Raw genomic sequence first — 21,310 nt, 5'->3', positions numbered from 1 at the left:
TACAAACTCAATAGCATACTTTGCACGTTACATAAGGGCAGAATGGTGCAGCGAGTTTGAACTCGATCCCGGCAGACATGTGACTTGCACGATGTCTGGCGACAAGAGTTGAAGACTCCTGCCATATGGCGTTTAATGAATATGGTCCGACCATGCCACCCAGTTCGGAATAAGAATCTGGGCTTGCAGCATGAAAACTCCCTTTGACGGGAGCCTGCCTTGATTGTTCATCAATTGTTCACCTCATCGGGTTCATTAAAAATGTTATTCAGAATTGCAGTTTTCCTCATCCTGGGGCTGGGGTATTTCTCTATTTCAAACAGTCAGTCAGTTCAAAACCCAATTGCGAGTGTAGAAACAAGAACGCACGCTATGCCAATGGCAATCTACAGGGATATAAAAATTGACGATCTGAATCGAATACTGATTGATTCATTTTCCGAATCCAATTTCTCGCTGATTTCCAAAAAACAAGATGCTGATGGCGCCATAGCCTTTCAGTTTTCTTATCCTATTTATAAAAACGGCAGATCCGAAAGCGTGATTTTTGAATTCAAAGTCGATGGCACGGTGGCCAAAAACAAGTGCGCGGATTGCTTTTTGCGATGGGGAAAAATTCAGGACGAAAAGGTCATCGGAAGATTGCCCTGGATGGCTCAGTACGACTTGAGCAGCAGGCTCTATCCAGACATCGATAAAGCGTATTCCTCGATAAAAAACAAATCGTTGAATTACATGGATCGCCAGTATGGATTCGATTACAAACCCGTTTGGGGTGGGGAGCGTAATCGCGCGACTTACGATAATTCCTACATCAGCGTTCCATTGCCGGATTTGAAACGAGAGCTGGTTCGCGCTTTCACGAATTCCGGATTTGTTCTGCTGCGCGACAGCAATCCTGCCACTGATGCCTCGAATTCTGTTTTGACATTCTCATTTCCAATTGACAGTGATAAGCCCGATGGGGTGGCTTACGCCATCCAGCTGGCAAGCCAGTTTGATGCCGAAGGACTTTGTTTCCCTTGCGAGTCACGTGTGCAGTATGACCCCTATCAAACTTTGCCGGCTGCCGGTTTGTCTGCAATGTCCGGGAGACTGACACTGGCTTCACGGTTTGAATCAGGTCTTAACGCTGCCTACGATCAAATCAAGACAGCAACAGAGCGGTATCTTCGACCCCGAACCCAATTTGTCCGACCACCTCACTCCGCTCCGCCTGGCTCCCCGCGTCCAGTTCGCATGCCTATTCCTGTGACATGACCACGCAGCTGACGGTTAGCGCCCGGGCCCACAGTCCGTTTCTCCACGGACCGTGGTTTGACCGGTTGTTCCTCTTTGGCACGGTCGGGTTGGCGCTGACTCTGGGGGCTCTGGCGACCATGTCGCCAGCAATGTTCACGGCGGTGGTGCTGGTTGATATCTGGTTGTTTGCCAGCCCCCATGTGATTGCAACCTATACCCGCATGGCTTTTGACAAAGTCCACATTAAAAAACACTGGTTCCTGATCTTCTGCTTGCCGCCCATCGTGCTTGTACTGGTCACGATGGTGGCACTGGCTTATGAACTTGGTGGCCTGTTCACTTTGTACTTCATTGCCCAAACCTACCACGTCACCCGGCAGTCGTTCGGCATTTCAAGAGCGTTCAGAAGGGCTGACCCGCAAGCCGTGGGGCCGGATCGCTTGTCGGAGAGCCTGATCTACCTCTTTCCTTTTTGGGGTTTGCTGCACCGCTGCGCAACTGCCCCTGACTTTTTTTATGGTTATCCCATTCATCTTCCAACTGTTTCGCCTGAAGTTTCAGACACGGCAGGCATAGCTGCCATGCTGGTATGCGCGTGGTGGGCGTATCGGCAGATACGCCAGGCGATGACCGGGCGGCTCAACGCGGGGCATTGCCTGTTTGTGGCATCGCATTTGCTTGTTACCGCCGTCGCCTATCTCTGGGTGCCAGACATTACATCGGGGTGGTTGGTGGTCAATATCTGGCACAACCTGCAATACCTGTTGTTTGTATGGTTGCAAAACATCCGTCGTGACACGCAGCTGTCGAGCACATCCGATAAGCGATCCATTGACACCCCAGGCCTTCAAAGTCTGATGACACCATTGAAAAATGCGGGCAAATACCTCGCCGCTTGTTTGATACTGGGCGCGGTGTTGTACGAAGCGCTGTCGGTGGCTGGTCAGCAACTGATTTGGTTAGGCTTGCCAACCGTATTCATTTTGCATTTCACCTTTAATTTCCATCACTACCTTGTGGACGGCGTGATCTGGAAAAAGCGTAAAGCCGCGGCTTGACAGGGGGATTTGACTTCCGTGAATGGCCGGGCATGCCCGGCCCAGTGTCGCGTTGCGCCGCCGTCCCACCTCCCCGGCGGCAACGCCGAGTGGCCTTGACGGCACGACGTCGGCTCACGCCCAGTAACAGCAAGCACAGGTAGCTCGCTCGCAAACGATAGCGCCTTCGCGCCAGCGGCGCTCTACTGCGCCGTCAAATGCTTGCCCACAATCCCTGCCAGCTCAAACATCGTCACCTGGGGCTTGCCGAACACGGGCAGCAGCTTGGCATCGGCATTGATGGCGCGTTTGTTGGCCGCGTCCTGCAGGCCCTCGGCCTTGATGTAGTCCCAGAGCTTTTTGATGACCTGGGTGCGAGCCACCGGCTCGTTGCCAATCACCGCGGCCAGTGCGTCGCTGGGTTTGAGGCCGCTGCCTGGTTTGGCAACGCGCGGGGTTTTCGGCTTTGCAGTTTTGGCAGCGGGCGCTTTTTTGGCCGCAACCTTCTTGGCTGCCACCTTTTTCGCAGCAGGCCCGGCAGTCTTGGCGGCCACGGTTTTGCCGAATGGTGTTTTCACCGTGCCAGTCCGCGGCGGGCCGGCGGTCTTGCGCGGCGGAAACTTGGATGGAGCGAATTCGAAGTTGACCTTGCCGGCTTCGGCGTCCCAGGCCAGCATGGCCTTGAAGGGCCGGCGCGTGCGCATGGACACAAACTTGTCGAGCAGGTCGGTCTTGCCGCTGGTCAGCAGCTTGACCATCTGCTCGCGCTCCACCGGCTGCTGCAGGATGACCTGGCCGGTCTTGAAGTCGCAGCTCGGGGTCGGCTGCGCATTCGTCGGCACTGATTTTTCGCATACATAGTTCTTGCCGTGTTCGAACACACCTGCGCCGCATTTGGGGCAGGCGCCCAGCGACTGCTGGCCGCTGAAGTCCACGATCTCGCCGGTCTCGCCGTTCTTGTCATCGCCGAAGTCGAATTCGAGCTTGTAGTTCTTGGTTTCTTCGTCGAACTTGATGACCATCTCGGCGGTAAAAGGCCAGCCCGCCTTGGAGCGGAAGCCGTCCAGCGGGCCGATTTTCCTGTCACGCAGGAACTGCTCCACCTCGGCCACTTCAAAGGTGCGCCCGGCCGGCGTCTTGCCGAAAGAAAACCCGCAAGCTTCTGCGCCGTTTTTGCCGGTACAGGTATAGCGCCTGTAGTTTTCCTTGATGACGCCGCCGCAGTTGGGGCAGGGCGCGCTGAGGGTGGCGTAGTCGCCGGGAATGGTGTCCTTGTCGTAACCCTTGGCCTTGGCCACCAGGTTTTTCGTCATGGCGGCAATTTCGGCCATGAAGCTCTCACGGCTCAGCTTGCCGTGTTCCATCTGCGCGAGCTTGTGCTCCCACTCGCCGGTCAGGTCGGCGCGCGAGAGCTCTTCCACCCCAAGCCCGCGCAACAGCGTCATGAGCTGAAAAGCCTTGGCCGTCGGGATCAGCTCGCGGCCTTCGCGTAGCATGTATTTCTCGTTGATCAAGCCCTCAATCGTGGCCGCCCGCGTGGCCGGCGTGCCCAGGCCTTTTTCCTGCATGGCTTCGCGCAGTTCATCGTCGTCAATCGTCTTGCCGGCGCCTTCCATGGCGCCCAACAAGGTGGCTTCCGAATATCTGGCCGGCGGCCGCGTCTTGAGCCCCTTGGCTTCCACCACTTCGGCGCGCACCATCTCGCCCGGCTTCACGGGCACCAGGCTCTGGCCCTTGTCGCCTTCCTTGGCATCGGCCACTTCATCGGCCGCTTCCTTGCCGTAAATCGCCAGCCAGCCCGGCTTGACCAGCACCTTGCCCTCGGTCTTGAAGCTGTGGCCCACGGCCTGCGAAATCCGCGTCGTCACCAGGTACTCGGCGCTCGGGAAAAACACCGCCATGAAACGGCGCACCACCAGGTCGTACAGCTTTTGCTCTGCGTCGCTCAGGCCGCTGGGCGCCTGCAGCGTTGGGATGATCGCAAAGTGATCACTCACCTTGCTGTTGTCGAAAATGCGCTTGCTCGGCTTGATGTAGTTGCCCTTGATGGCCGTGGCCGCATGCGGCGCCAGGTGTTTCATGGGGCTGGCGGCCAGCATTTCAAAGGTCTGCTTGACCACCGGCAGGTAGTCCTCAGGCAGTGCGCGCGAATCGGTACGCGGGTAGGTCAGCGCCTTGTGCCGCTCGTACAGGCTTTGCGCAATCGACAGCGTGGTCTTGGCCGAAAAGCCGAATTTGCCGTTGGCCTCGCGCTGCAGCGAGGTCAGGTCAAACAGCAGCCCCGCGGCCTGCGTGGTCGGCTTGCTTTCCTCAGTGACGGTGGCGGCCTTGCCGCGCACGGCCTCGGCAATCGCCAGCGCCTCGCGCTCGGACCAGACGCGATCCGCTTTCAGCTCGGCATCGGGCTCGGTATTGTCTGCATTGGCTGCGGCTTTTTTCCATTTCGGGTCAAACCACTTGGCCGGGTACTCGCCGGCTTCGGCCAGGAAGCTCGCGTGGATTTCCCAATAATCCCTGCTCACGAACTTGCGGATTTTTTCTTCGCGCTCGACCACCACCGACAGCGTGGGCGTCTGCACCCGGCCCACCGTCGTCAAAAAGAAGCCCCCGTCACGCGAGTTGAAGGCCGTCATGGCGCGCGTGCCGTTGATGCCAACCATCCAGTCGGCTTCAGAGCGCGAACGCGCCGCGTCAGCCAGGCCCTGCATCTGCTTTTCGCTGCGCAGGCTTTCGAAGCCGTCGCGGATGGCGGCCGGTGTCATCGACTGCAGCCACAGGCGCTTCACGGGGTGCGCGCTCTTGGCGTACTGCTGAATCAGGCGGAAGATCAGTTCACCCTCGCGGCCCGCGTCGCAGGCGTTGACGATGGCGCCCACATCCTTGCGTTTGGTCAGCTTGACGATGGCGTTCAGCCGCGTCTTGGTCTTGTCCATCGGCTTCAAGTCGAAATAGGGCGGAATCACCGGCAGGTTGGCAAAACTCCACTTGCCGCGCTTGACGTCAAACTCTTCCGGCGCCTGGATCTCCACCAGATGGCCGACGGCCGAAGTGATGACCCAGTCATCACTTTCAAAATATTCATCGTGCTTTTCAAACTTGCCCGCGGTGGGCGTGATGGCGCGAACGATGTCCTGTGCCACCGAGGGTTTTTCTGCAATCACCAGTGTTTTCATAAAAACTTCTTCAAACCTTCTACATCTTCGGGGAACATTTCCCCGGCTTCGGCAAACACGACTTTTCCGCTCTTGCCACTGACTTTCAAAACCACCACCACCGGCAAGCCGGCCGGCTTGGGCAGCATTTTGGCCACTTCCGGGGTCAGCATCCCAGCGGGAAAGCTGTAGCCCTTGGCCTTCATATAGTTGGCCGCCGCAGCGGCCTCCTTGTCAATCGACAGCGCCAGCACCTCCAGGCCGTGGGCCTTTTGTGCCCGCCACAGCGCCTCTATATGGGGCGACTGCACCGCACAAAAAGGGCACCAGCTGGCCCACCAGTACACCACAAGCACCTTGCCCTGCACCTGCGCGGGCGTCCAGAGGCTTGCGTCCAGCAGTGTCACCGGAGTCAGAGAAAGGGTGCTGCCCACCTTGGGCAAAGGGCTTTCCGGGCCCCTGGCCCGCGCAGGCAAACCCAGGGCCGAAGCAGCCAGTGCGGCGGCAGACGCGATGGCCTTGCGGCGCTTCAACATGGCTTGCTCCTTGCGTGCTTCACTACAATAACGGCTTCGCGCGTGCGTACGCGCGCACCCGCATGTGCGCGCACATGCATGAATTAACCATACCAAAAAAACTTGACGTGTCAAAAAATCAGGACTCTGCCCCCCTTTCCGGCCTGCCCGCCGGCTCCGCGCCAGACACCGGCCGCCGCATCCAGACCCGGCGTTCCGGCGTGCACGGCAAGGGCGTGTTTGCCGTGCAGGACCTGGCCGAAGGCGAGACCCTGATCGAATACATCGGCGAGGTCGTGAGCTGGAAGGAAGCGCTGCGCCGCCACCCGCACGACCCGAAAGACCCGAACCACACCTTCTACTTCCACATCGACGAAGACCATGTAATTGACGCCAAGTACGGCGGCAACTCCTCGCGCTGGATCAACCACAGCTGCAGCCCCAACTGCGAAGCCGACGAGCAGGACGGCCGCGTCTTCATCAAGGCGCTGCGCAACATCAAGGCAGGCGAAGAGCTGTTTTACGACTATGGCCTGATCATCGACGCCAAGTACACCAAAAAGCTCAAGGCCGAATACCCCTGCTGGTGCGGCGCGCCCACCTGCCGCGGCACGCTGCTGGCGCCCAAGGACGACAAGCCGGGCAAGAAAGACAAAAAGAAGAAGTCCGAGAAAGCACCCAAGGCCGACAAGCCCGTGAAGGGCAAGCAGCTCAAGAAAGAGCTCAACAAGGAACTCAAGAAAGTCCTGAAGAAGGCCGGCAAGACCGGCAAAGCCAGCAAACCGGCCAAAGACAAAACCCCCTGACCTGGTCATGGCGGGCTTGACCCGCCTTCCATGCCTTGCCGCTTCGCTGTCGAAACCAGCAGCAGCAATGGCTCCCGGATCGAGCCCGGGATGACAGAACAGAGCCCACACGCCGCCCCATGAGCACACCACCCACCGCCCCCATCCGCTGGCCCGCCGAGGCCATCTGGGAGGCCGTGGCGCCCGTGTTGCCCGGCTTCACGGTGGAGGTGTTGCCGCAGATTGATTCGACCAACACCGAGCTGATGCGGCGCTTCCGCAGTGCCGGCCCCACCGCCGCCGAGCCGGTGCTGCTGGTGGCCGAGCAGCAGACCGCCGGGCGCGGGCGCATGGGGCGCAGCTGGCAAAGCAACGCGGGTGACAGCCTGACTTTTTCACTCGGCCTGCCCCTGCAGCCGGCCGACTGGTCCGGCCTGTCGCTGGCCGTCGGCATCAGCATTGCCGAAAGCCTGGAGCCCGGCAACCCCGCCGCCCCCGCCATTCGCCTGAAATGGCCCAATGACCTGTGGCTGGCCGATGCGCGCGGCGGTGAGTCCAAGCTGGGCGGCATCCTGGTGGAAACCGCCAACTGGGGCGAGCTGCGCTACGTGGTGATAGGTGTCGGCATCAATGTGCGCGCCATGGCCCGGCCCCTCCCCGCCGCCGCGGCTGACCAGCCCGCCGCGCTGGCGCCCGGCGCCCTGCAGACCCTGTTGCCCGGCATCGACGTGGCCGACACCCTGCTGCGCGTGGCGCCCGCGCTGGTGCAGGCGGTGCAGGCCTTTGGCATGTTCGGCTTCACGCCCTTCCAGGCGCGTTTCGGGGCGCGTGACGCGCTTGCCGGGCGCGTGGTGAAGCTCTCCGACGGTACCCAGGGCGTGGCCCACGGCGTTGGCGAAAACGGCGCGCTGCTGGTGCATACTGCGGCTGGCATGAAAGAAATCACCAGCTCCGAAGTCAGCGTCCGGCCCGTGGCGCCCCCCAACCCAGGCAGCGCGCGCACATGCTGAGGCTGCTGGTGTTGCTGCTGGCGCTGGCCAATATCGGCTACTTCGCCTGGACCCAGGGTGCGCTGGCTCCGCTGGGCATGGTGCCCAGTGTGCAAACCGAGCCTCAGCGCATGCAAACGCAAATCCGGCCCGACGCCGTCCGGCTGCTGACGCCCGAGGAAGCCAGGGAGCTGGAAAACAAGGCGCCTCCCCGCCGGCCGACCCCGGGAGCCAGCGAAGAACTGTCGTCAACCGACACCACCGCCACCGAATGCCTGCAGGCTGGCCTGTTCAATGAGCAGCAGACCGCCGTGCTGCGCACCAGCCTGCAAAGCGCGCTGCCCGCCGGCAGCTGGCAGTTCGAAAGCAGCGTCGAGCCGGCGCGCTGGATTGTCTACATGGGCAAATACACCACCGACGAGACCATGGCCAAAAAGCGCGGCGAGCTGCGCCAGCTCGGTGTGTCTTTCCGCGCGGTCAACAACGAAGCCCTCGCCCCCGGGCTGGCCCTGGCCAGCTTTCCGCTGCAGGCCGATGCCGAAAAAGAACTCACACGCGTCGCCGCCAAGGGCGTGCGCACCGCGCGCGTGGCGCAAGAGCGCGCCGAAACGCGCGGGCAGATCCTCAAGCTCGCCGCGGTCGATGCCGAGCTGCGCGCGCAGCTCGACACGCTCAAGCCGCAGCTCGAAGGCAAGAACCTGCGCACCTGCCCTTAGTGCCGAGCCCTAGTGCGGGGCTGGCACCCACACCGGCGCCGGATTTACTCCATTTTTGATAGCAACTTGCGCCTGTCCCATAAGGGCTGTCGCCACTTTTTGCTTGAAACTTTCAGTGCCACTGTGCCGGGCTTGTCCTACAGCCGCAACCGGCAAGCACTGGCGCCGCGCGGCCCCCTGAAGGGCGAGCCTTGAACCCTGCATCTCCGCGCGCTCCGCCATGCTCGGCGTGAGCGCCGCCGCTCGTCCGTTCAAGGAGCTCTTCCCCATGTTTTTCAACCCCATCCTCCACCGTCTCCACCCCCGGCCATGGCGAGCCGCGCGCTACATCGCCCTGGCGCTGCTCTTCGCCGCTGTTTCGGCACTGGCGCTGAGCGCGGCGCCTGTTTCGGCGCAAGGCACAGGCACCGCCATCGGCGGCCTGAGCCAGCCGGCGCACCCCGACCAGCCGCTGCTTGAAAACCTGGCGCAAGCCAGCATTGCCGAGATCGAGGCCGGCAAAACAGCGCTTGAGAAATCGGCCAATCCGAAAGTCCAGAAGTTTGCGCAGCAGCTGATCGAAGACCACAGCGCCGCGCTCAAGGACATCGAACACCTGGCCCTGAGCAAACGCATGACCATCCCCAAGGACGCCAACATGCAGCACAAGGCCACCGGCACTGAGCTGAAACTAGAAACCGCCGACACCTTCGACGGGCAGTACATGCGCAAGGCCGGCGTCAACGACCACGCGCAAACGCTTGCGCTGCTGCAAAAAGCCCAGCGCGAAACCCGGGACCCCGAAGTGAAAGCGCTGGCCAGCAAGCTGCTGCCCACCATGCGGCAGCATCTGGACACCGCCCGGCAGATGGTGGCGCAGAAGAAGTAAAAAGACGCAAAAAGACGCGACTACCGGGCAGCTGCCCGTCGCGGCCCCCTCGCCTGTCGGACTTGTCCTACACGGCAACACGTCTGTAGACGACCGGCGCCGCGGGCGGCGCTACGCTACCGTGTGGAGTCCACCTAAGGACTTCAATGTTGCTCAGCACATTCCTTGTCGAAGACAAGGCCGAAATACGCGACACCGTGGTTGAGGCCATGGAAGAAATAGCGCCTCTTCGCTTCATCGGCCATGCCGCCGGCGAGACTGCCGCCAGGCAATGGCTGCGTGCCTGCAACGACGACTGGCAGCTGGCCATTGTTGACCTGTTTCTCACCGAAGGCTCGGGGTTTGGTGTGCTCCGCGACTGCCAGTCCCGCAAACCCAGCCAGAAGGTGGTGGTGTTGACCAGCTACAAGCACCAGAACATCACCGACCGCTGCCTGCAGCTCGGCGCCGACAAGGTGTTCGACAAATCCGCCGACCTGGAAGAACTGGTAGCCTTCTGCAAGGAATACGCCGCCAGCCTGGACGGCCAACTGCTGCCGCCGGCCCCGGCCGGCACCTTGCATTAGATCTTGCATTAGTACCGCAATCCGGAAGTAGCGAAACCTTCCAGGCGGGCCCAGTCCGGCGCAACCCCGGCCGCCCTTGGCAAGCCCGGCGAAATACAGCCCGGTCGTGTACCCTCACCGCCATGACCGCCGCCGCACCGCTACCGTCCGCCTCTTCCGCCCCACCCGACGCATTCGACGCAGCCACCCCGCCTGACCCCCGCGCCACGCCCGCGCGCGCCATCTGGGTCATGCTGTTTGCGCTGGTTTCCGCGTTTTCGCTGAGCCAGGCCGTGCGCACCGTGGCCGCCATCATGGCCGCGCCGCTGCAGGCCGAGTTTGCGCTGGACGCCCAGGCGCTGGGCCTGTTTGCCGGCGCCTTTCACTTTGCCTTCGGTGCCATGCAGCTCTTCATGGGCATTGGCATTGACCTCCATGGCGTGCGGCGCACCGTGCTCACCGCCTTTCCCATTGCCATTGCCGGCGCGGCGGTGTCTGCCTTGTCCACCAGTTTCAACATGCTGGTGGCCGGCCAGGTGCTCATCGGCATTGGCTGCGCGCCAACCTTCCTGGTGTGCACTGTGTTTATTGCGCGGTATTTTCCAGCGAACCGTTTTGCCGCCATCTCGGGCCTGGCCATGAGCCTGGGCGGCATCGGCCTGCTGCTCACCGGCACGCCGCTGGCCTGGCTCATAGAAGCCAGCTCCTGGCGCATGGGCTTTTGGGTGGTGGCCGGCTGGGGCGTGCTGGCCTGGGGCCTCATCTGGGCGCTGGTGCAAGAGCCCGCGCACCCCATGGATGCGCTGAAAAAGAAGGAGTCCGTGCGCCAGGCGCTCGCCGGCTTTGGCGCGCTGTTCACGCTGCCGCACACCTGGGGCATTCTTCTGCTGGCCAGCGTGGGCTACGCCTCATTTGTTTCGGTGCGCGGCCTGTGGCTGGGGCCGCTGCTGATAGAGCGGCACGGCTTCTCATTGGTGCAAAGCGGCAACGTCGCGCTGGTCATGTCGCTGGTGTCATTGGCCGGGCCGCCGCTGTTTGGCCGGCTTGACCCCGGGCCTGCCACGCGGCGCCGCTGGCTCACCGGCTTCACGCTGTTGCTGGCTGGCCTGTTCGCCGGCTTTGCCTTTACGCACAGTGCCCTCATCGACGTGGCGGCACCCATAGCCATTGGCCTGCTGTCGGGCTACATGATCCTGCAGTACGCCGATGTGCGCGCAGCCTACCCGGCCGCCATGACGGGCCGTGCCATGTCGGTCTTCACCATGGCCATCTTCCTTGGCGTCGCCGCCATGCAATGGTTCACCGGCGTCGTCGCTTCCATGGCCACGGCGCGCGGCATGGAACCTTTCACCGCCGTGCTGGCCAGCATTGCTGCGCTGCTGGCGGCGGGTGCGCTGGGGTTCAGGCTGTTGCCCGGCCCGCCAAAATCAGCCTGACTGTATTCGTCATTTACTATTGTTTTTATAGCTGCTTGCGCCCGTATCTATTGGGCTGCAGGTCGTTTTTTATGAACTTTCATCAGAGCAGCGGCACACCACCCGGGTGGCATCAGGCCATGGCCGCCATTTCGTGGCAGGCCTCGGCGCAGCGTTTGCAGGCGCGCGCGCAGGCCTGGCAGTGCGCCATGTTGTGGGCGGCGCATTCCTCGCCACAGGCATCGCAAATTTCTGCGCACAAGGCACAGGCAGCTTCGGCATGCGCGCTGCCGCGCGCCATCAGGTCTGCCGCCGCAATGCACAAAGTGGCGCAGTCCATGTCAAGCGCAATGCAACGCGCCATGGCTTTCACATCCGGCTCGCGCAGGCAAGACGCCGCGCAATGGTTGCACGCCACGGCGCAGGCATGGCAGGCTTCAATACAGCTTTTGTATTTCTGGTGGGGCATGAGAGGTCTCCTGGAGGGGTGGAATATGGCTGGGGGCAGCGGCCGGGTTGACCCGGTCTTTGACTACCTTAAACCGCATCAGCGGCGGCCCCGTCAGCCATCGCTTTGCTGCCGTGTAGGACGGGCTTGACCAGCGCACCCCGCGCCCTGCAGGTCCTGGTAAACGCAGCAGCCGCTCTGTTTTTTAGGCGCGGCGGGCAGTCTGCCGCCTCTTGGCCTATTCCTTGTTGCGGCGGCGCTCGACGGCGCGCTTTTTGCGCTGCCTGTCCAGAAACCAGGCCAGAAACGGCAGCAGCACCATGGAGCCTGGAATCGCCCAGATGAACAGGTAAGGGCTAACCGACGAGGCCGAGCGCACCATGGCCTTGAGCCGGACTTTTTCTTCCGGCGTCCAAGTGCCGCCCTTGCGCTGCTTCATCAGCAGCGGCCACGCCCCCTTGATATGCGCCAGCTCTTCGCGAAAGCGGTGCGTCTCGCGGTGGTTGCTGGCGACGATGGAGACAAACCAGACAGGCGCCCGCTTCATCCTGGTCTGGAAGTACGCGGTGCTGTGGGGGTCAAACACCTGCTCGGCGGCGACAGCCGCTGACCCAGACACCACCACCACCGTCACATCGCCCCCGTTGGGCAAAACGATGTCGGGGGTGGTGGCTTGGGTCTGCATCTCGGTCATGACGCAATTATCGGGCCGGGGGCGTGGCAGCGCTTGTGGGAGAAGGGCTTGTGATCAGCGCGCTGGCGACACAGCTTGGCGCCTGCGGCGGCGTGCCGGGATTTAACTCCTCATTTCGAGCATCACCTGCATTTGGCGATCTTGTGATTTATTTACCCTAGGGTTTCACCCCACAAGTGCTATTCCGTTACTCCTCCAGCGGCGACTCGTGGTTCCTGAATCGATTAGCGGCGATGATGTTGTCGCAAAGTGTTGCGGCAGAAGTTAGAGTCTCCCGCTAATCGGTGTACTACAACCAGAACGGAGCGAGGATGTCAGCAAAAATTATGTTTATTCACTTGAGTGACATTCATGTGGAAAGCGCCGCCGACGCCATATTGTCCCGACCAGCCGATATCGCGTCGACCACCTATCAACGATTGCCAGAGGTTCAAACGATAGTTTTGATTCTCTCAGGTGACATCGCGTGGAGCGGAACGGAAAAACAATACGCTCTCGTGGAAACCATGCTGACGGAAATTAGGAAAGCGATCCTTTCTGAAAGTCCAAGCATGCAAATTGAGGTATTCGTATGCCCAGGCAATCATGATTGCGACTTTTCGGCACACGATGACACTAGAGAAGCCGTGATTAGCCGAGTCAGACAACTTGAAGGCGTCGAACCGTCTGAATCACTAATCAAAACCGCATCTTCGGTTCAGGATCAATTTTTCGCCTTTCGCGCGCGAGTGTCGTCCCACAAGTGGGCCTTCGATAATCGACTTTTGTGGCAAACATCAATTAACGTTGCAGGCTCACGAGTTGGAATTCGCTGCCTAAACGTCGCATGGATGTCTGAACTCAAAGAAAAGCAAGGGGCATTGATCTACCCACCTACTGCAATTGTCCCCTTCACTTTTGACAAGCTCGGCGGCCTCTCAATCACTCTCCTCCATCACCCGTTCAACTGGTTTGGTCAATCTAACTATCGAGCATTTCAAGCGGCAGTCCGTCGCGAGAGCCACATAATCTTCACAGGGCATGAGCACTTTCAGAATGTTGGAGAGGTTGCAGATTTGCAGAGCTCACCTAGCATCTTTATTGAGGGCGGGGTGCTCTTCGAAGCAAAAGAGCCCGCCTTATCAACATTCAACATCGTTATCGTCGACGTAAAAACGGAGCAGTACAGCACCGAACTTTACAGCTGGGATGGCAAACGGTATATCGCCGAGGTGGATAACGAGGAGTGGGGATCACTCCGTGCTTTGCCCGTGAAGGGCAGGCCAAGCTACGAGCTCACTAAAGAGTTTTCCTCGTCACTATCTGATCCAGGCGCAAATTTTAGTCACAGTGCCAAGAAGAGCTTGGCGATTGAAGACATCTTTGTCTGGCCAGAGCTCCTATGCCTTGATGATCCGAGCCTTGTGAAGAAGCAGGTCTCAGGGGCATATTTGGAAGACATTGAAAATCTGAATTCTGGCGTTTTTATACGAGGAGATGAAAAAAGCGGAAAAAGTACGCTCCTGCGACGGTATTTCTCAAGCTATTACGGCCGGGGCTATCTTCCCCTTTATTTTCGAGGTTCTTGGTTCACCAAAACGCATCAAAGGGAAACCCTCAAGGCCCTCAAGTTCGCGCTCGAAAAACAGTACGTTCGAGGAGCGCATCAAGGCTGGTTACAGGAATCAAAATCTCAGCGAGTCCTGCTGCTTGACGATATCGACGCCTGCACGCTTTCACCGGAAGTCCTTTCGCGTTGTCTTAACGGGCTGTTTGGGTACTTTTCAGCAATTATTCTGACTGCGAAGGAAGGTGCGGCAGCAATGGACTTGCTATCCATTGATCGAGTTGAAGCGCTTCACAAATTTACCCAGTATGAGGTTAGAGAATTTGGACATAAAAAGCGCTTTGAACTTGTATGCAAGTGGGCGGAGATCGGAGGACAGGAAGACGAGTCATCGGCGAAGTGGACAGCGACTATCGATAGATGGGAGAAAGATCTGACAACTGCAGTCGGCCGACAGTTTGTTCCCTCAGTCCCAATTTTTCTACTTACGCTTCTGCAAAGCATCGAATCTGGACGAACAGCCGATCTGCAGAACAGCGCATTTGGGCACTACTATCAATTTTTGGTTACCTCTGCACTACAAGAAGTAGAGATAGAGCGAGAGCAATGGAGCGAGGTGTTCAATTACTGCGCAAACCTGGCTTGGTTTATTCATTCATCAGGGAAAAGACAACTGTCCGAAAACGAACTCGAGGGATTTAACTCTGCATTTAGCAGCGAGTTCACTCCGGTTCCTTTCGCACGTCGAATGCGAGAGCTGATACGGGCAGGTGTTCTCGCGAAGCTCGATGGAGAAATTGAGTTTAAGTACCCGTACCTTTATTACTACTTTCTTGGGCAGTACTTGGCCGACCGAATTCATGAACCTGCAATCGAACAAGTCATTAACGTTCTCTGCGAAGATCTACACTTACGGGACAATGCAAATATACTTCTCTTCACTAGCCATCACACTCGCAGTCCAGTAATTTACGAGAAAATTGCCGACGCTTTGGCGCGATGCTTCGAGACAACACCAGTTTTTGATTTTGTGACCGACGTTGCGCTACTAAACAAGCTAGTAGATTCTGCACCGCAGCTCATTTATCACGAGGAATCAACTAAAGATGCTAGATCCAAGGCTCGCGAAGAGCAGGATCGATCAGAGGACTCTAAACCTGCCAAAGAGGAAGGTGAATCAGGAACTGACGCCTTTGCTGCAGTTACCCGTTTATTTCGTGGGATGGAGATTTTAGGCCAGTTTCTTAAGAATCATTATGGAACGACAAAGAATCCAGTGAAAGAAGCGCTAATTGAGGAGATCTTGCAGAGCGCCCTTCGCGGTTTACGTGGCACCACAATCGTCCTATTGGAAAATACCGATGCAATGGCAGGGCACGTTGAGAGGATGCTTTTAGAACGCCGGCCGGATTTGCAGTCGGACGCGCGAAAAACGCTTTCCAAACGGATCGTATTCGACATTATTGGGATGATTACTCATGCTTTCGTACACAAAGCGGGGTCTACGGTCGGCTCCGCTTATCTGAAGGAAAACTTACGAAACGTAGTAGATAAGGATGGCACGCTTGGCTACTCACTTATTGAAATGAGTTACAGATTCGACCTTCCGGAAGCGATCGCATTTACTAAGCTAAAGCAATTGAATAAGTTAGTTGAAAACAACGTATTCTCCCAAGCTTTGCTTCGATCTATGGCGTTGCGGCACCTCCACTTATTCAAGGTACCTTACAAAGACAAACAAAAGCTATGTGAAGAACTTGGAATTACCCTCAATAGGCAACTCGCTCTTCAGCATGAGCGGTCAAGCAGGCAGAAATGAAGTATCGATATCAGCATTCCACTTCTGCTAGATGCTAGCGTTCATGCGATCGGTCGCGCCCCTTTAGAGATTAGTCGTTGTGAGGCAGGCTAAGGGCTCGCGGCCTCCCATTCAGCATTGAACTCCTATCTCGCGATCCTTTTCCCTTCCTCAGCACCCACGGAGAGAACCCAATGTTCAGTCATGTCATGGTCGGCGTCAACGACCTCGAAACCTCAAAGAAGTTTTACGACGCCGTACTCGGCACCTTGGACATCGGCCCGGGCGTTGCCAACAAAAATCGCTATTTCTACCGCAGCAAGGGCGGCTCGTTCGGCATCACCACGCCGATCAATGGCGAGTCTGCCTGCCATGGCAATGGCAGCACCATCGGGTTCAAGATGGAATCACCCGAACAAGTGGAAGCCTTTCATGCGGCGGGCATTGCCAACGGCGGCACCACCTGTGAAGAGCCGCCGGGCTTTCGTGATGGTTCGGTGGGCAAGCTCTACCTGGCTTACCTTCGCGACCCGGATGGCAACAAACTTTGCGGGCTGCACCGGCCTGCGGCCTGATTAACCCGCTCAAGGACACCGCCAGTGGAGGTTACCGTACATAAGCAAGCCACCAACTGGTTGGCGGTCGTGGTTTCCATTTCGTCCGTCAGTGGCATCGTGCTCGCGTTGCTGGGTTATGGCGTGGCGCTTGCCGTTCAAACCAGGTTTGGGCTTCCTCATCCTCTGACATTCAGTTCTACTCTCGAGCTTTTCAATCTGGGTTGCTGGGCTGTTGTGCAGATACTTGCCGACAGCTTCAACTTCTCGGTTATATGGAATGCAGTCCGAGAGTTATGGGCCACTACTTGGCCCATGACAGTGGCGGTCGTTGTTTTTGCCATAGTCAGCGCTTTGACCTTGCGGCTGATTGTCGTCATCATCAGAAAATCAAGGCCATGGCTATCAAACCTCACCGGCCGTGCTGGTTCAGGTGATGGCATAAATGGATTTTTCACGCGCAATCCGCGCATTTTGAGGACGCTGGCTATACTGGCAGGCTCGCTAGGCCTGGTTATCGGTACGCCACTTTTAATGGCCTTCAGCTTGGTAGCTCTGGTATTTCTCTGCGCTTTGTTAGCTTTAATCCCGAGCGTGGGATTAACCGTCGGCAAAGCTTATCTCGATGACTGGGTCATCCGTCCAACGGTTTGCATGCCGGTTTTAAATCGTGACGCCCTGATTGCTAAAAGGGCAGCAAAGCCCGCCCCAAGCGCAAGCCTAAAAACCTATGCGGCGCACTGCATCGCCATCGTTCGCGCCAAAGAAGAAATTGATCGCGGGCGGGTGATTTTCGCAACAACAAGCGCGGTAATTCTTTTCGACCCTCGTAACGGAGACGTTCGCCGCGTTCCCCTTCAGGATGCCACCGTTAAAGTTATTGGGGAACTTTGACCGGGCTTTGCTGGGCGCTCGACTATCAGCAACCGGTCATCTATTTCCACTTCAAATGACGCGCAACAATTATCGAGACAAATAAGCCGTCGCAATATCCGAATCGCGACACTTCCAAGCCGATTTAGGCGCCGGCACGCTGAAAGTTGCTCTTATATCGATAGCGACTTGCGCACATTCCACGAGGGCTACAGTACTATTTGACCAACGAATACCCCGTACTGCGCCCCCCCACCCTCTAGCTTCCGCAACACCCCATGCGCCAGCAAATCATTGATATCCCGCAGCGCCGTGTCTGCCGAGCATTTGCCAATCGCGTCTATTTTTTCAGCGGCCTGTGCAGAGACTTTTTGGTGGCCACAGGCGCCAGATAGTTTTCACCCGACACCACCGACTTGCCAGTTTGGTTTTCCAGTTGCCGTCGCGCCTGTTTGGCAATGCCGCCACCGGCTTTGGCGGCGGTTTTGTTTTCGCCCAGACCGGTCGCGTCTGACGTTTCGGCAATCTGACGGGTGGACAGCTCTGCCAGCGCGGTAAAGATGAGCTCGGCCTCGGTCATGTGGTCGCGCAGGTTGTGGCTGCCCAGGCCCTTGGCTGATTTGTGGTCCTTTACGCTCAGCCCGGTCCACTCCTGATGAATGATGTTGGTCAACACGGCAAACTCTTGCCCGGCCTTGATGTCGTGTTCGCGCCAGTAGTCAGTGAGTTTGTTGCGGGTTTCCTGCCCCGTCATGCGCTGGGCAATCCACTTGTCACTGCGACCGTGCTGCTGCCAGGTGTCTCGGGCGCGGTTGAGCGACAAAGCGGGGTCGGCCAGTTCTTGCATGCGCTCATAACCGACCTTGGCCAGCCAGAGTTTGATGGGCTCGGCTTTGGGGCTGGGGATGGATTGGACGATGCGCAACAGCGTGGCGGCCTTAGCGCAATCGGTTTCCCGCTGCTTGCCGTCTGTCGCGGTCAGTTTCAACTGTACGATTTCCTCGTACGGTTGCCCGGAGCCCGCCTCCTGCGCCAGCTTGCGCTTCAGGTCTGACCAATAGCGCTTGGCGCTTTTGCTCTCCGTCAGCACCTGCACCACATCAATCACCGAGAACCACCAGGTCTCGGTGGCTTCGTCATACACGCGTCGGATGGACTGACCGTCAAAGCTGGCAGGCGAAACTTTCATGGCGACCCCTTGGAGCGGCAGCAACCGTGCCGCGCGGCGAATACTGTATTTTTGCACAGTATATCGACAGCATTCCCCAGAACCTGACTTGCTCTGCTTTTGATAGCTTCTTGCGCTTATTTCACAAGGGCCAGCGGCCTATTAGCACACAACCCCGCGGCCGGCATCGTCAACGGCAACAAGCTCTGCGGACTGTTCCGGCCTGCGGTTTGAGTGCGCGGCGCCTGCGCACAAAGATCGTGAGCAATCAGTAGACGCCCCCGCTCAGGGACTGTCCAGACGCATCAGGGGGACCAGCGCCACATTGGGAGCGAACAGCGAAAACATCGCGTACAGCGGCTTGCCCGGCGCGTTGGGCGGGCCGATGCGGCAGCTCTCGCCCGCCCTGGCATCCCTGCACTCCCGCAATGGTCGAGACGTCATCTTGCACAAGGCGAAACCGATGTTGGCAATACAGCGCATGTCCAGGTTTTGCCGGATGGGCGCGGGAAGCAGTTGTTGTGTGCGCTCTTCGGTCATGGGCAGGTAGTCGCAGCCGGACACACAGACGATCTTCAGCATCACAAAATTCGGATCGCTGCTCTTGACCAGCCATTTGTCTTTCGTGTTTTCTACCGAGAAGAGTTGCGCCTGCCCACCGCTGCCTTTAACCGAATAGTTTCCCGCGTCAAAGCCAGCGGTCTGGGCGCTGGCGCTTCCCGCCAACAAAAGCAAAAGCAGGCCCAGCACACCGGTCAGCATGGCGTGGCCTTGCCGGTGGATTAACTGGACGCATGTTGGGCGAGTTAGGGCAACCACCACCCGGAGTCCCGCCTAAGGTTTGCCGGCCTGCAAGCCCTTTGCTTCCACGACGAGCAAGCCGCTGCTTGCCGCTCTTACAGTGAGCGCGTTGTCGATGCCGCCGATGAAAAAGCCAGTGCCGACAAAAACCACGTCGGTTCTGGACAGGGTGAGCGTCTCAGGTTCTGCGTTCAGCGCTCCATAGACCAGCAAGTAGCGCTCGTTCTGGTTAGACGGGTTGATGAAAACTGTCTTGTCGTACCCGTTGCCGCGCTTTTTCATGCCGGTGTGCGGGTAGACCCTCACCGGTAAGAAGTCAGCGTCAAGCGTTTCGATACGCATGGCAAGTTGCGTCAGTTCACTGCGGCTGAATGAGCTCCGGGCCTGCGGGACGTTGCTGATGGTGACGGCGTAAGTCTTTGTGTAGGCTGGAAGCTCCAGCAGCAGAAACGCTTGCGCGCCTTGTCCGAAGTTATGGGCCGGCGATTTTTCGTCGAGCTTTAGCTCGGTTCTTTCAAGCGGCAGTGGCAACCTTGCGAGCGTTTTTAACTGCTGGCAGCATGTCGCGATGGGCTGCGCAGCGCTGACCGCGTCCGGCGAGGCAACCTGGGCAAGGTCTTGTGCGTTGCCCGCGAGATGAACACCGGCCAGAAATGCCGCTGCTGCCACACGGATGAAAAGTTGGCTCATGATTTAAAAGTCAGTGAGCGGCTATTTCTTGAGGTCGGCAACCATCTGCTTGACCAGAATATCCACGCTGGCAGCCAGGCATGACCTGGTTTTGTCAATGTTGGCTACTAGATTGTCAATGTCGGTAAATTTGCAATCGGCCGCGGCCTCAATGTGGACGACATCCTTGTTGCCGCTGTTGTAGCCGTAGTGGTAGGCCTCTTTGTACAGAACAGCCTGGGACTTGCTGTCGTTAAGTTCCGCCGTCATGGCAACAAAGGGGTAGTAGGCAGTGGACGCGCCCGCTGCGAGGTATCCGGCCTCGAACGTTAAGAGAAGAAAGGCGTCCTGGCCTTTCATGGCTCGAACGGCTTCTTTGGTATCGACGGGCTTGGCGCCCCGCTTTACGGGCACGGCGACCACTTCATAACCGGCCTGACGAAGGCCTGGCAATGCTTTTGCATAGAAGTCGGTGGTGAGCTTGGTGTTCTTTGGGTCCAGTAAGTCGTTAACTTTTTTGGTTTTGCTGGCGGTATCCGCGGCCATGACAAGCGCTCCCACCAGCCCAAAACTCGCGCCCGGATGATTGAGCACGCGAACGCCATACTCGTCGAGGTCGTTCCATTGCTGAACAGCAATTTTCTTGATGCCTGCAGAGGCTTCATTGTTGAAGGCCTGCTTTTCGAATTTGGTGGCGCAGCCAGTGATGAGCAGCGAGCCGAGCAAGGCGGTCAGGCACGCAAAGCGGCCCATCAACAAATTGGTCATAAAGATTCCAAAAGAGAGCCACACAATTTGTGACATGTGGAGTTTAGGGTCGCCATCCCGGGCGGGCGCAGACGTTTTCAAGCTACAAGCCTTCCACCATTCAAAACGTGTGCGTTGCACCACACACCGCCCTATCTCTGAAGCTAAATGCAACCTTATGGCTGACACCCCGAGGCACCTCACGCCGACTCCCGCCTGCGCACAGCCCGCCTGGCGCGTAGCTCCAAACCTTTTCAGGCCCGGGCCGGCCCCCAAGTAACATGCCCCTTCCATTCCGCCCCCGGGCATCCCAAGGAGATAAAAAATGTTCAGTCATGTCATGGTCGGCGTTAACGACCTCGAAACCTCAAAGAAGTTTTACGACGCCGTGCTCGGCACGCTGGGCATTGGCCCTGGCGTTGCCAACAAGAACCGCTATTTCTACCGCAGCAAGGGCGGCTCGTTCGGCATCACCACGCCGATCAATGGCGAGTCTGCCTGCCATGGCAATGGCAGCACCATCGGGTTCAAGATGGAATCACCCGAACAAGTGGAAGCCTTTCATGCGGCGGGCATTGCCAACGGCGGCACCACCTGTGAAGAGCCGCCGGGCTTTCGTGATGGTTCCGTGGGCAAGCTCTACCTGGCCTACCTGCGCGACCCGGACGGCAACAAGCTTTGTGGGCTGCACCGGCCGGCGGCCTGAGCGGGCGGCGACAAGTCACCTACACAAACACCACGGCAGGGC

General features: G+C 58.4%; 20 protein-coding genes. 12 read left to right on the top strand and 8 right to left on the bottom strand.

Annotated elements, in window-relative coordinates; translation table 11 throughout:
• Positions 1–219: 219 nt before the first annotated feature.
• Both ABI660_RS05975 and ABI660_RS05970 read left to right on the top strand, forming a co-directional pair.
• On the top strand, positions 220–1,260 hold the full coding sequence (locus ABI660_RS05975; RefSeq protein WP_348065929.1) for a hypothetical protein: 1,041 nt from the start codon (positions 220–222) through the stop codon (positions 1,258–1,260).
• Positions 1,257–2,300 carry a hypothetical protein gene (locus ABI660_RS05970; RefSeq protein ID WP_348065927.1) on the top strand — a complete coding sequence of 348 codons (1,044 nt, stop codon included), beginning with the start codon at positions 1,257–1,259 and terminating at the stop codon, positions 2,298–2,300. Before ABI660_RS05975 ends, ABI660_RS05970 begins: the two co-directional genes overlap by 4 nt.
• A gap of 182 nt (positions 2,301–2,482) precedes the next feature.
• Here the strand turns inward: ABI660_RS05970 and ABI660_RS05965 are convergent, their stop codons facing one another.
• Positions 2,483–5,452 carry a DNA topoisomerase III gene (locus ABI660_RS05965; protein ID WP_348065926.1) on the bottom strand — a complete coding sequence of 990 codons (2,970 nt, stop codon included), beginning with the start codon at positions 5,450–5,452 and terminating at the stop codon, positions 2,483–2,485.
• Entirely contained in the window at positions 5,449–5,967 is a 519-nt protein-coding gene (locus ABI660_RS05960) for a TlpA disulfide reductase family protein (RefSeq protein ID WP_348065924.1), read from the bottom strand. The genes ABI660_RS05965 and ABI660_RS05960 overlap by 4 nt, the downstream gene beginning before the upstream one ends.
• Before the next feature lie 107 nt (positions 5,968–6,074).
• Between ABI660_RS05960 and ABI660_RS05955 the strand changes: the two genes are divergently transcribed.
• The 6 genes from ABI660_RS05955 to ABI660_RS05930 all read left to right on the top strand — a co-directional run bounded on the left by ABI660_RS05955 (position 6,075) and on the right by ABI660_RS05930 (position 11,285).
• Positions 6,075–6,752, top strand: coding sequence for an SET domain-containing protein-lysine N-methyltransferase (locus ABI660_RS05955; RefSeq protein WP_348065923.1), 678 nt, complete (start codon positions 6,075–6,077; stop codon positions 6,750–6,752).
• A 119-nt stretch (positions 6,753–6,871) separates the two neighbouring features.
• Complete coding sequence (locus ABI660_RS05950) at positions 6,872–7,741, top strand: biotin--[acetyl-CoA-carboxylase] ligase (RefSeq protein WP_348065922.1); 870 nt, start codon at positions 6,872–6,874, stop codon at positions 7,739–7,741.
• Entirely contained in the window at positions 7,735–8,436 is a 702-nt protein-coding gene (locus ABI660_RS05945; RefSeq protein WP_348065920.1) for an SPOR domain-containing protein, read from the top strand. The genes ABI660_RS05950 and ABI660_RS05945 overlap by 7 nt, the downstream gene beginning before the upstream one ends.
• 268 nt (positions 8,437–8,704) lie before the next feature.
• Complete coding sequence (locus ABI660_RS05940) at positions 8,705–9,304, top strand: DUF4142 domain-containing protein (RefSeq protein WP_348065919.1); 600 nt, start codon at positions 8,705–8,707, stop codon at positions 9,302–9,304.
• 146 nt (positions 9,305–9,450) lie between these two features.
• Positions 9,451–9,870, top strand: a complete 420-nt coding sequence (locus tag ABI660_RS05935) for a response regulator (RefSeq protein ID WP_348065918.1) — start codon at positions 9,451–9,453, stop codon at positions 9,868–9,870.
• A 230-nt stretch (positions 9,871–10,100) separates the two neighbouring features.
• Positions 10,101–11,285, top strand: a complete 1,185-nt coding sequence (locus tag ABI660_RS05930; RefSeq protein ID WP_348065934.1) for an MFS transporter — start codon at positions 10,101–10,103, stop codon at positions 11,283–11,285.
• A 112-nt stretch (positions 11,286–11,397) separates the two neighbouring features.
• On the opposite strand, the gene ABI660_RS05925 is transcribed toward ABI660_RS05930, so the two are convergent.
• Positions 11,398–11,733, bottom strand: coding sequence for a four-helix bundle copper-binding protein (locus tag ABI660_RS05925; RefSeq protein WP_348065916.1), 336 nt, complete (start codon positions 11,731–11,733; stop codon positions 11,398–11,400).
• Between the two features lie 217 nt (positions 11,734–11,950).
• The gene (locus ABI660_RS05920) at positions 11,951–12,406 is read right to left on the bottom strand and encodes a hypothetical protein (RefSeq protein WP_348065915.1); all 456 of its coding nucleotides are present in this window, start codon (positions 12,404–12,406) and stop codon (positions 11,951–11,953) included.
• Between the two features lie 311 nt (positions 12,407–12,717).
• Between ABI660_RS05920 and ABI660_RS05915 the strand changes: the two genes are divergently transcribed.
• The 3 genes from ABI660_RS05915 to ABI660_RS05905 all read left to right on the top strand — a co-directional run bounded on the left by ABI660_RS05915 (position 12,718) and on the right by ABI660_RS05905 (position 17,198).
• Positions 12,718–15,771: a metallophosphoesterase gene (locus ABI660_RS05915; protein ID WP_348065913.1), complete on the top strand. Its 3,054-nt coding sequence runs from the start codon at positions 12,718–12,720 to the stop codon at positions 15,769–15,771.
• Positions 15,772–15,944: 173 nt separating this feature from the next.
• Positions 15,945–16,325, top strand: coding sequence for a VOC family protein (locus tag ABI660_RS05910; protein WP_348065912.1), 381 nt, complete (start codon positions 15,945–15,947; stop codon positions 16,323–16,325).
• Positions 16,326–16,349: 24 nt separating this feature from the next.
• The gene (locus ABI660_RS05905; RefSeq protein WP_348065911.1) at positions 16,350–17,198 is read left to right on the top strand and encodes a hypothetical protein; all 849 of its coding nucleotides are present in this window, start codon (positions 16,350–16,352) and stop codon (positions 17,196–17,198) included.
• Positions 17,199–17,517: 319 nt separating this feature from the next.
• On the opposite strand, the gene ABI660_RS05900 is transcribed toward ABI660_RS05905, so the two are convergent.
• From ABI660_RS05900 to ABI660_RS05885, 4 genes are all read right to left on the bottom strand, one after another.
• Entirely contained in the window at positions 17,518–18,366 is an 849-nt protein-coding gene (locus ABI660_RS05900) for a Bro-N domain-containing protein (protein WP_348065909.1), read from the bottom strand.
• Between the two features lie 264 nt (positions 18,367–18,630).
• Positions 18,631–19,107: a hypothetical protein gene (locus ABI660_RS05895; RefSeq protein WP_348065908.1), complete on the bottom strand. Its 477-nt coding sequence runs from the start codon at positions 19,105–19,107 to the stop codon at positions 18,631–18,633.
• 72 nt (positions 19,108–19,179) lie between these two features.
• Positions 19,180–19,836, bottom strand: a complete 657-nt coding sequence (locus ABI660_RS05890) for a hypothetical protein (protein ID WP_348065906.1) — start codon at positions 19,834–19,836, stop codon at positions 19,180–19,182.
• A gap of 21 nt (positions 19,837–19,857) precedes the next feature.
• Positions 19,858–20,619, bottom strand: a complete 762-nt coding sequence (locus ABI660_RS05885; protein ID WP_348065905.1) for a hypothetical protein — start codon at positions 20,617–20,619, stop codon at positions 19,858–19,860.
• Positions 20,620–20,887: 268 nt separating this feature from the next.
• On the opposite strand from ABI660_RS05885, the gene ABI660_RS05880 reads away from it, so the two are divergent.
• Positions 20,888–21,268: a VOC family protein gene (locus ABI660_RS05880; protein ID WP_348065903.1), complete on the top strand. Its 381-nt coding sequence runs from the start codon at positions 20,888–20,890 to the stop codon at positions 21,266–21,268.
• The last annotated feature ends 42 nt before the right edge of the window (positions 21,269–21,310 follow it).

This window comes from Polaromonas sp. (assembly GCF_039930745.1).
Lineage (GTDB): Bacteria > Pseudomonadota > Gammaproteobacteria > Burkholderiales > Burkholderiaceae_C > Polaromonas.
The sequence above is the reverse complement of the archived record's forward strand: the minus strand, read 5'-3'. Positions and strand labels throughout refer to the sequence as shown.

What these genes read in the sequence shown, in the direction of transcription:
- ABI660_RS05970 (WP_348065927.1), top strand. Translation starts at nt 1,257, where the DNA reads ATGACCACGCAGCTGACGGTTAGCGCCCGGGCCCACAGTCCGTTTCTC.
- ABI660_RS05965 (WP_348065926.1), bottom strand. Translation starts at nt 5,452, where the DNA reads ATGAAAACACTGGTGATTGCAGAAAAACCCTCGGTGGCACAGGACATC.
- ABI660_RS05960 (WP_348065924.1), bottom strand. Translation starts at nt 5,967, where the DNA reads ATGTTGAAGCGCCGCAAGGCCATCGCGTCTGCCGCCGCACTGGCTGCT.
- ABI660_RS05950 (WP_348065922.1), top strand. Translation starts at nt 6,872, where the DNA reads ATGAGCACACCACCCACCGCCCCCATCCGCTGGCCCGCCGAGGCCATC.
- ABI660_RS05945 (WP_348065920.1), top strand. Translation starts at nt 7,735, where the DNA reads ATGCTGAGGCTGCTGGTGTTGCTGCTGGCGCTGGCCAATATCGGCTAC.
- ABI660_RS05940 (WP_348065919.1), top strand. Translation starts at nt 8,705, where the DNA reads ATGTTTTTCAACCCCATCCTCCACCGTCTCCACCCCCGGCCATGGCGA.
- ABI660_RS05935 (WP_348065918.1), top strand. Translation starts at nt 9,451, where the DNA reads ATGTTGCTCAGCACATTCCTTGTCGAAGACAAGGCCGAAATACGCGAC.
- ABI660_RS05930 (WP_348065934.1), top strand. Translation starts at nt 10,101, where the DNA reads ATGCTGTTTGCGCTGGTTTCCGCGTTTTCGCTGAGCCAGGCCGTGCGC.
- ABI660_RS05925 (WP_348065916.1), bottom strand. Translation starts at nt 11,733, where the DNA reads ATGCCCCACCAGAAATACAAAAGCTGTATTGAAGCCTGCCATGCCTGC.
- ABI660_RS05920 (WP_348065915.1), bottom strand. Translation starts at nt 12,406, where the DNA reads ATGACCGAGATGCAGACCCAAGCCACCACCCCCGACATCGTTTTGCCC.
- ABI660_RS05915 (WP_348065913.1), top strand. Translation starts at nt 12,718, where the DNA reads ATGTCAGCAAAAATTATGTTTATTCACTTGAGTGACATTCATGTGGAA.
- ABI660_RS05910 (WP_348065912.1), top strand. Translation starts at nt 15,945, where the DNA reads ATGTTCAGTCATGTCATGGTCGGCGTCAACGACCTCGAAACCTCAAAG.
- ABI660_RS05900 (WP_348065909.1), bottom strand. Translation starts at nt 18,366, where the DNA reads ATGAAAGTTTCGCCTGCCAGCTTTGACGGTCAGTCCATCCGACGCGTG.
- ABI660_RS05895 (WP_348065908.1), bottom strand. Translation starts at nt 19,107, where the DNA reads ATGCTGACCGGTGTGCTGGGCCTGCTTTTGCTTTTGTTGGCGGGAAGC.
- ABI660_RS05890 (WP_348065906.1), bottom strand. Translation starts at nt 19,836, where the DNA reads ATGAGCCAACTTTTCATCCGTGTGGCAGCAGCGGCATTTCTGGCCGGT.
- ABI660_RS05885 (WP_348065905.1), bottom strand. Translation starts at nt 20,619, where the DNA reads ATGTCACAAATTGTGTGGCTCTCTTTTGGAATCTTTATGACCAATTTG.
- ABI660_RS05880 (WP_348065903.1), top strand. Translation starts at nt 20,888, where the DNA reads ATGTTCAGTCATGTCATGGTCGGCGTTAACGACCTCGAAACCTCAAAG.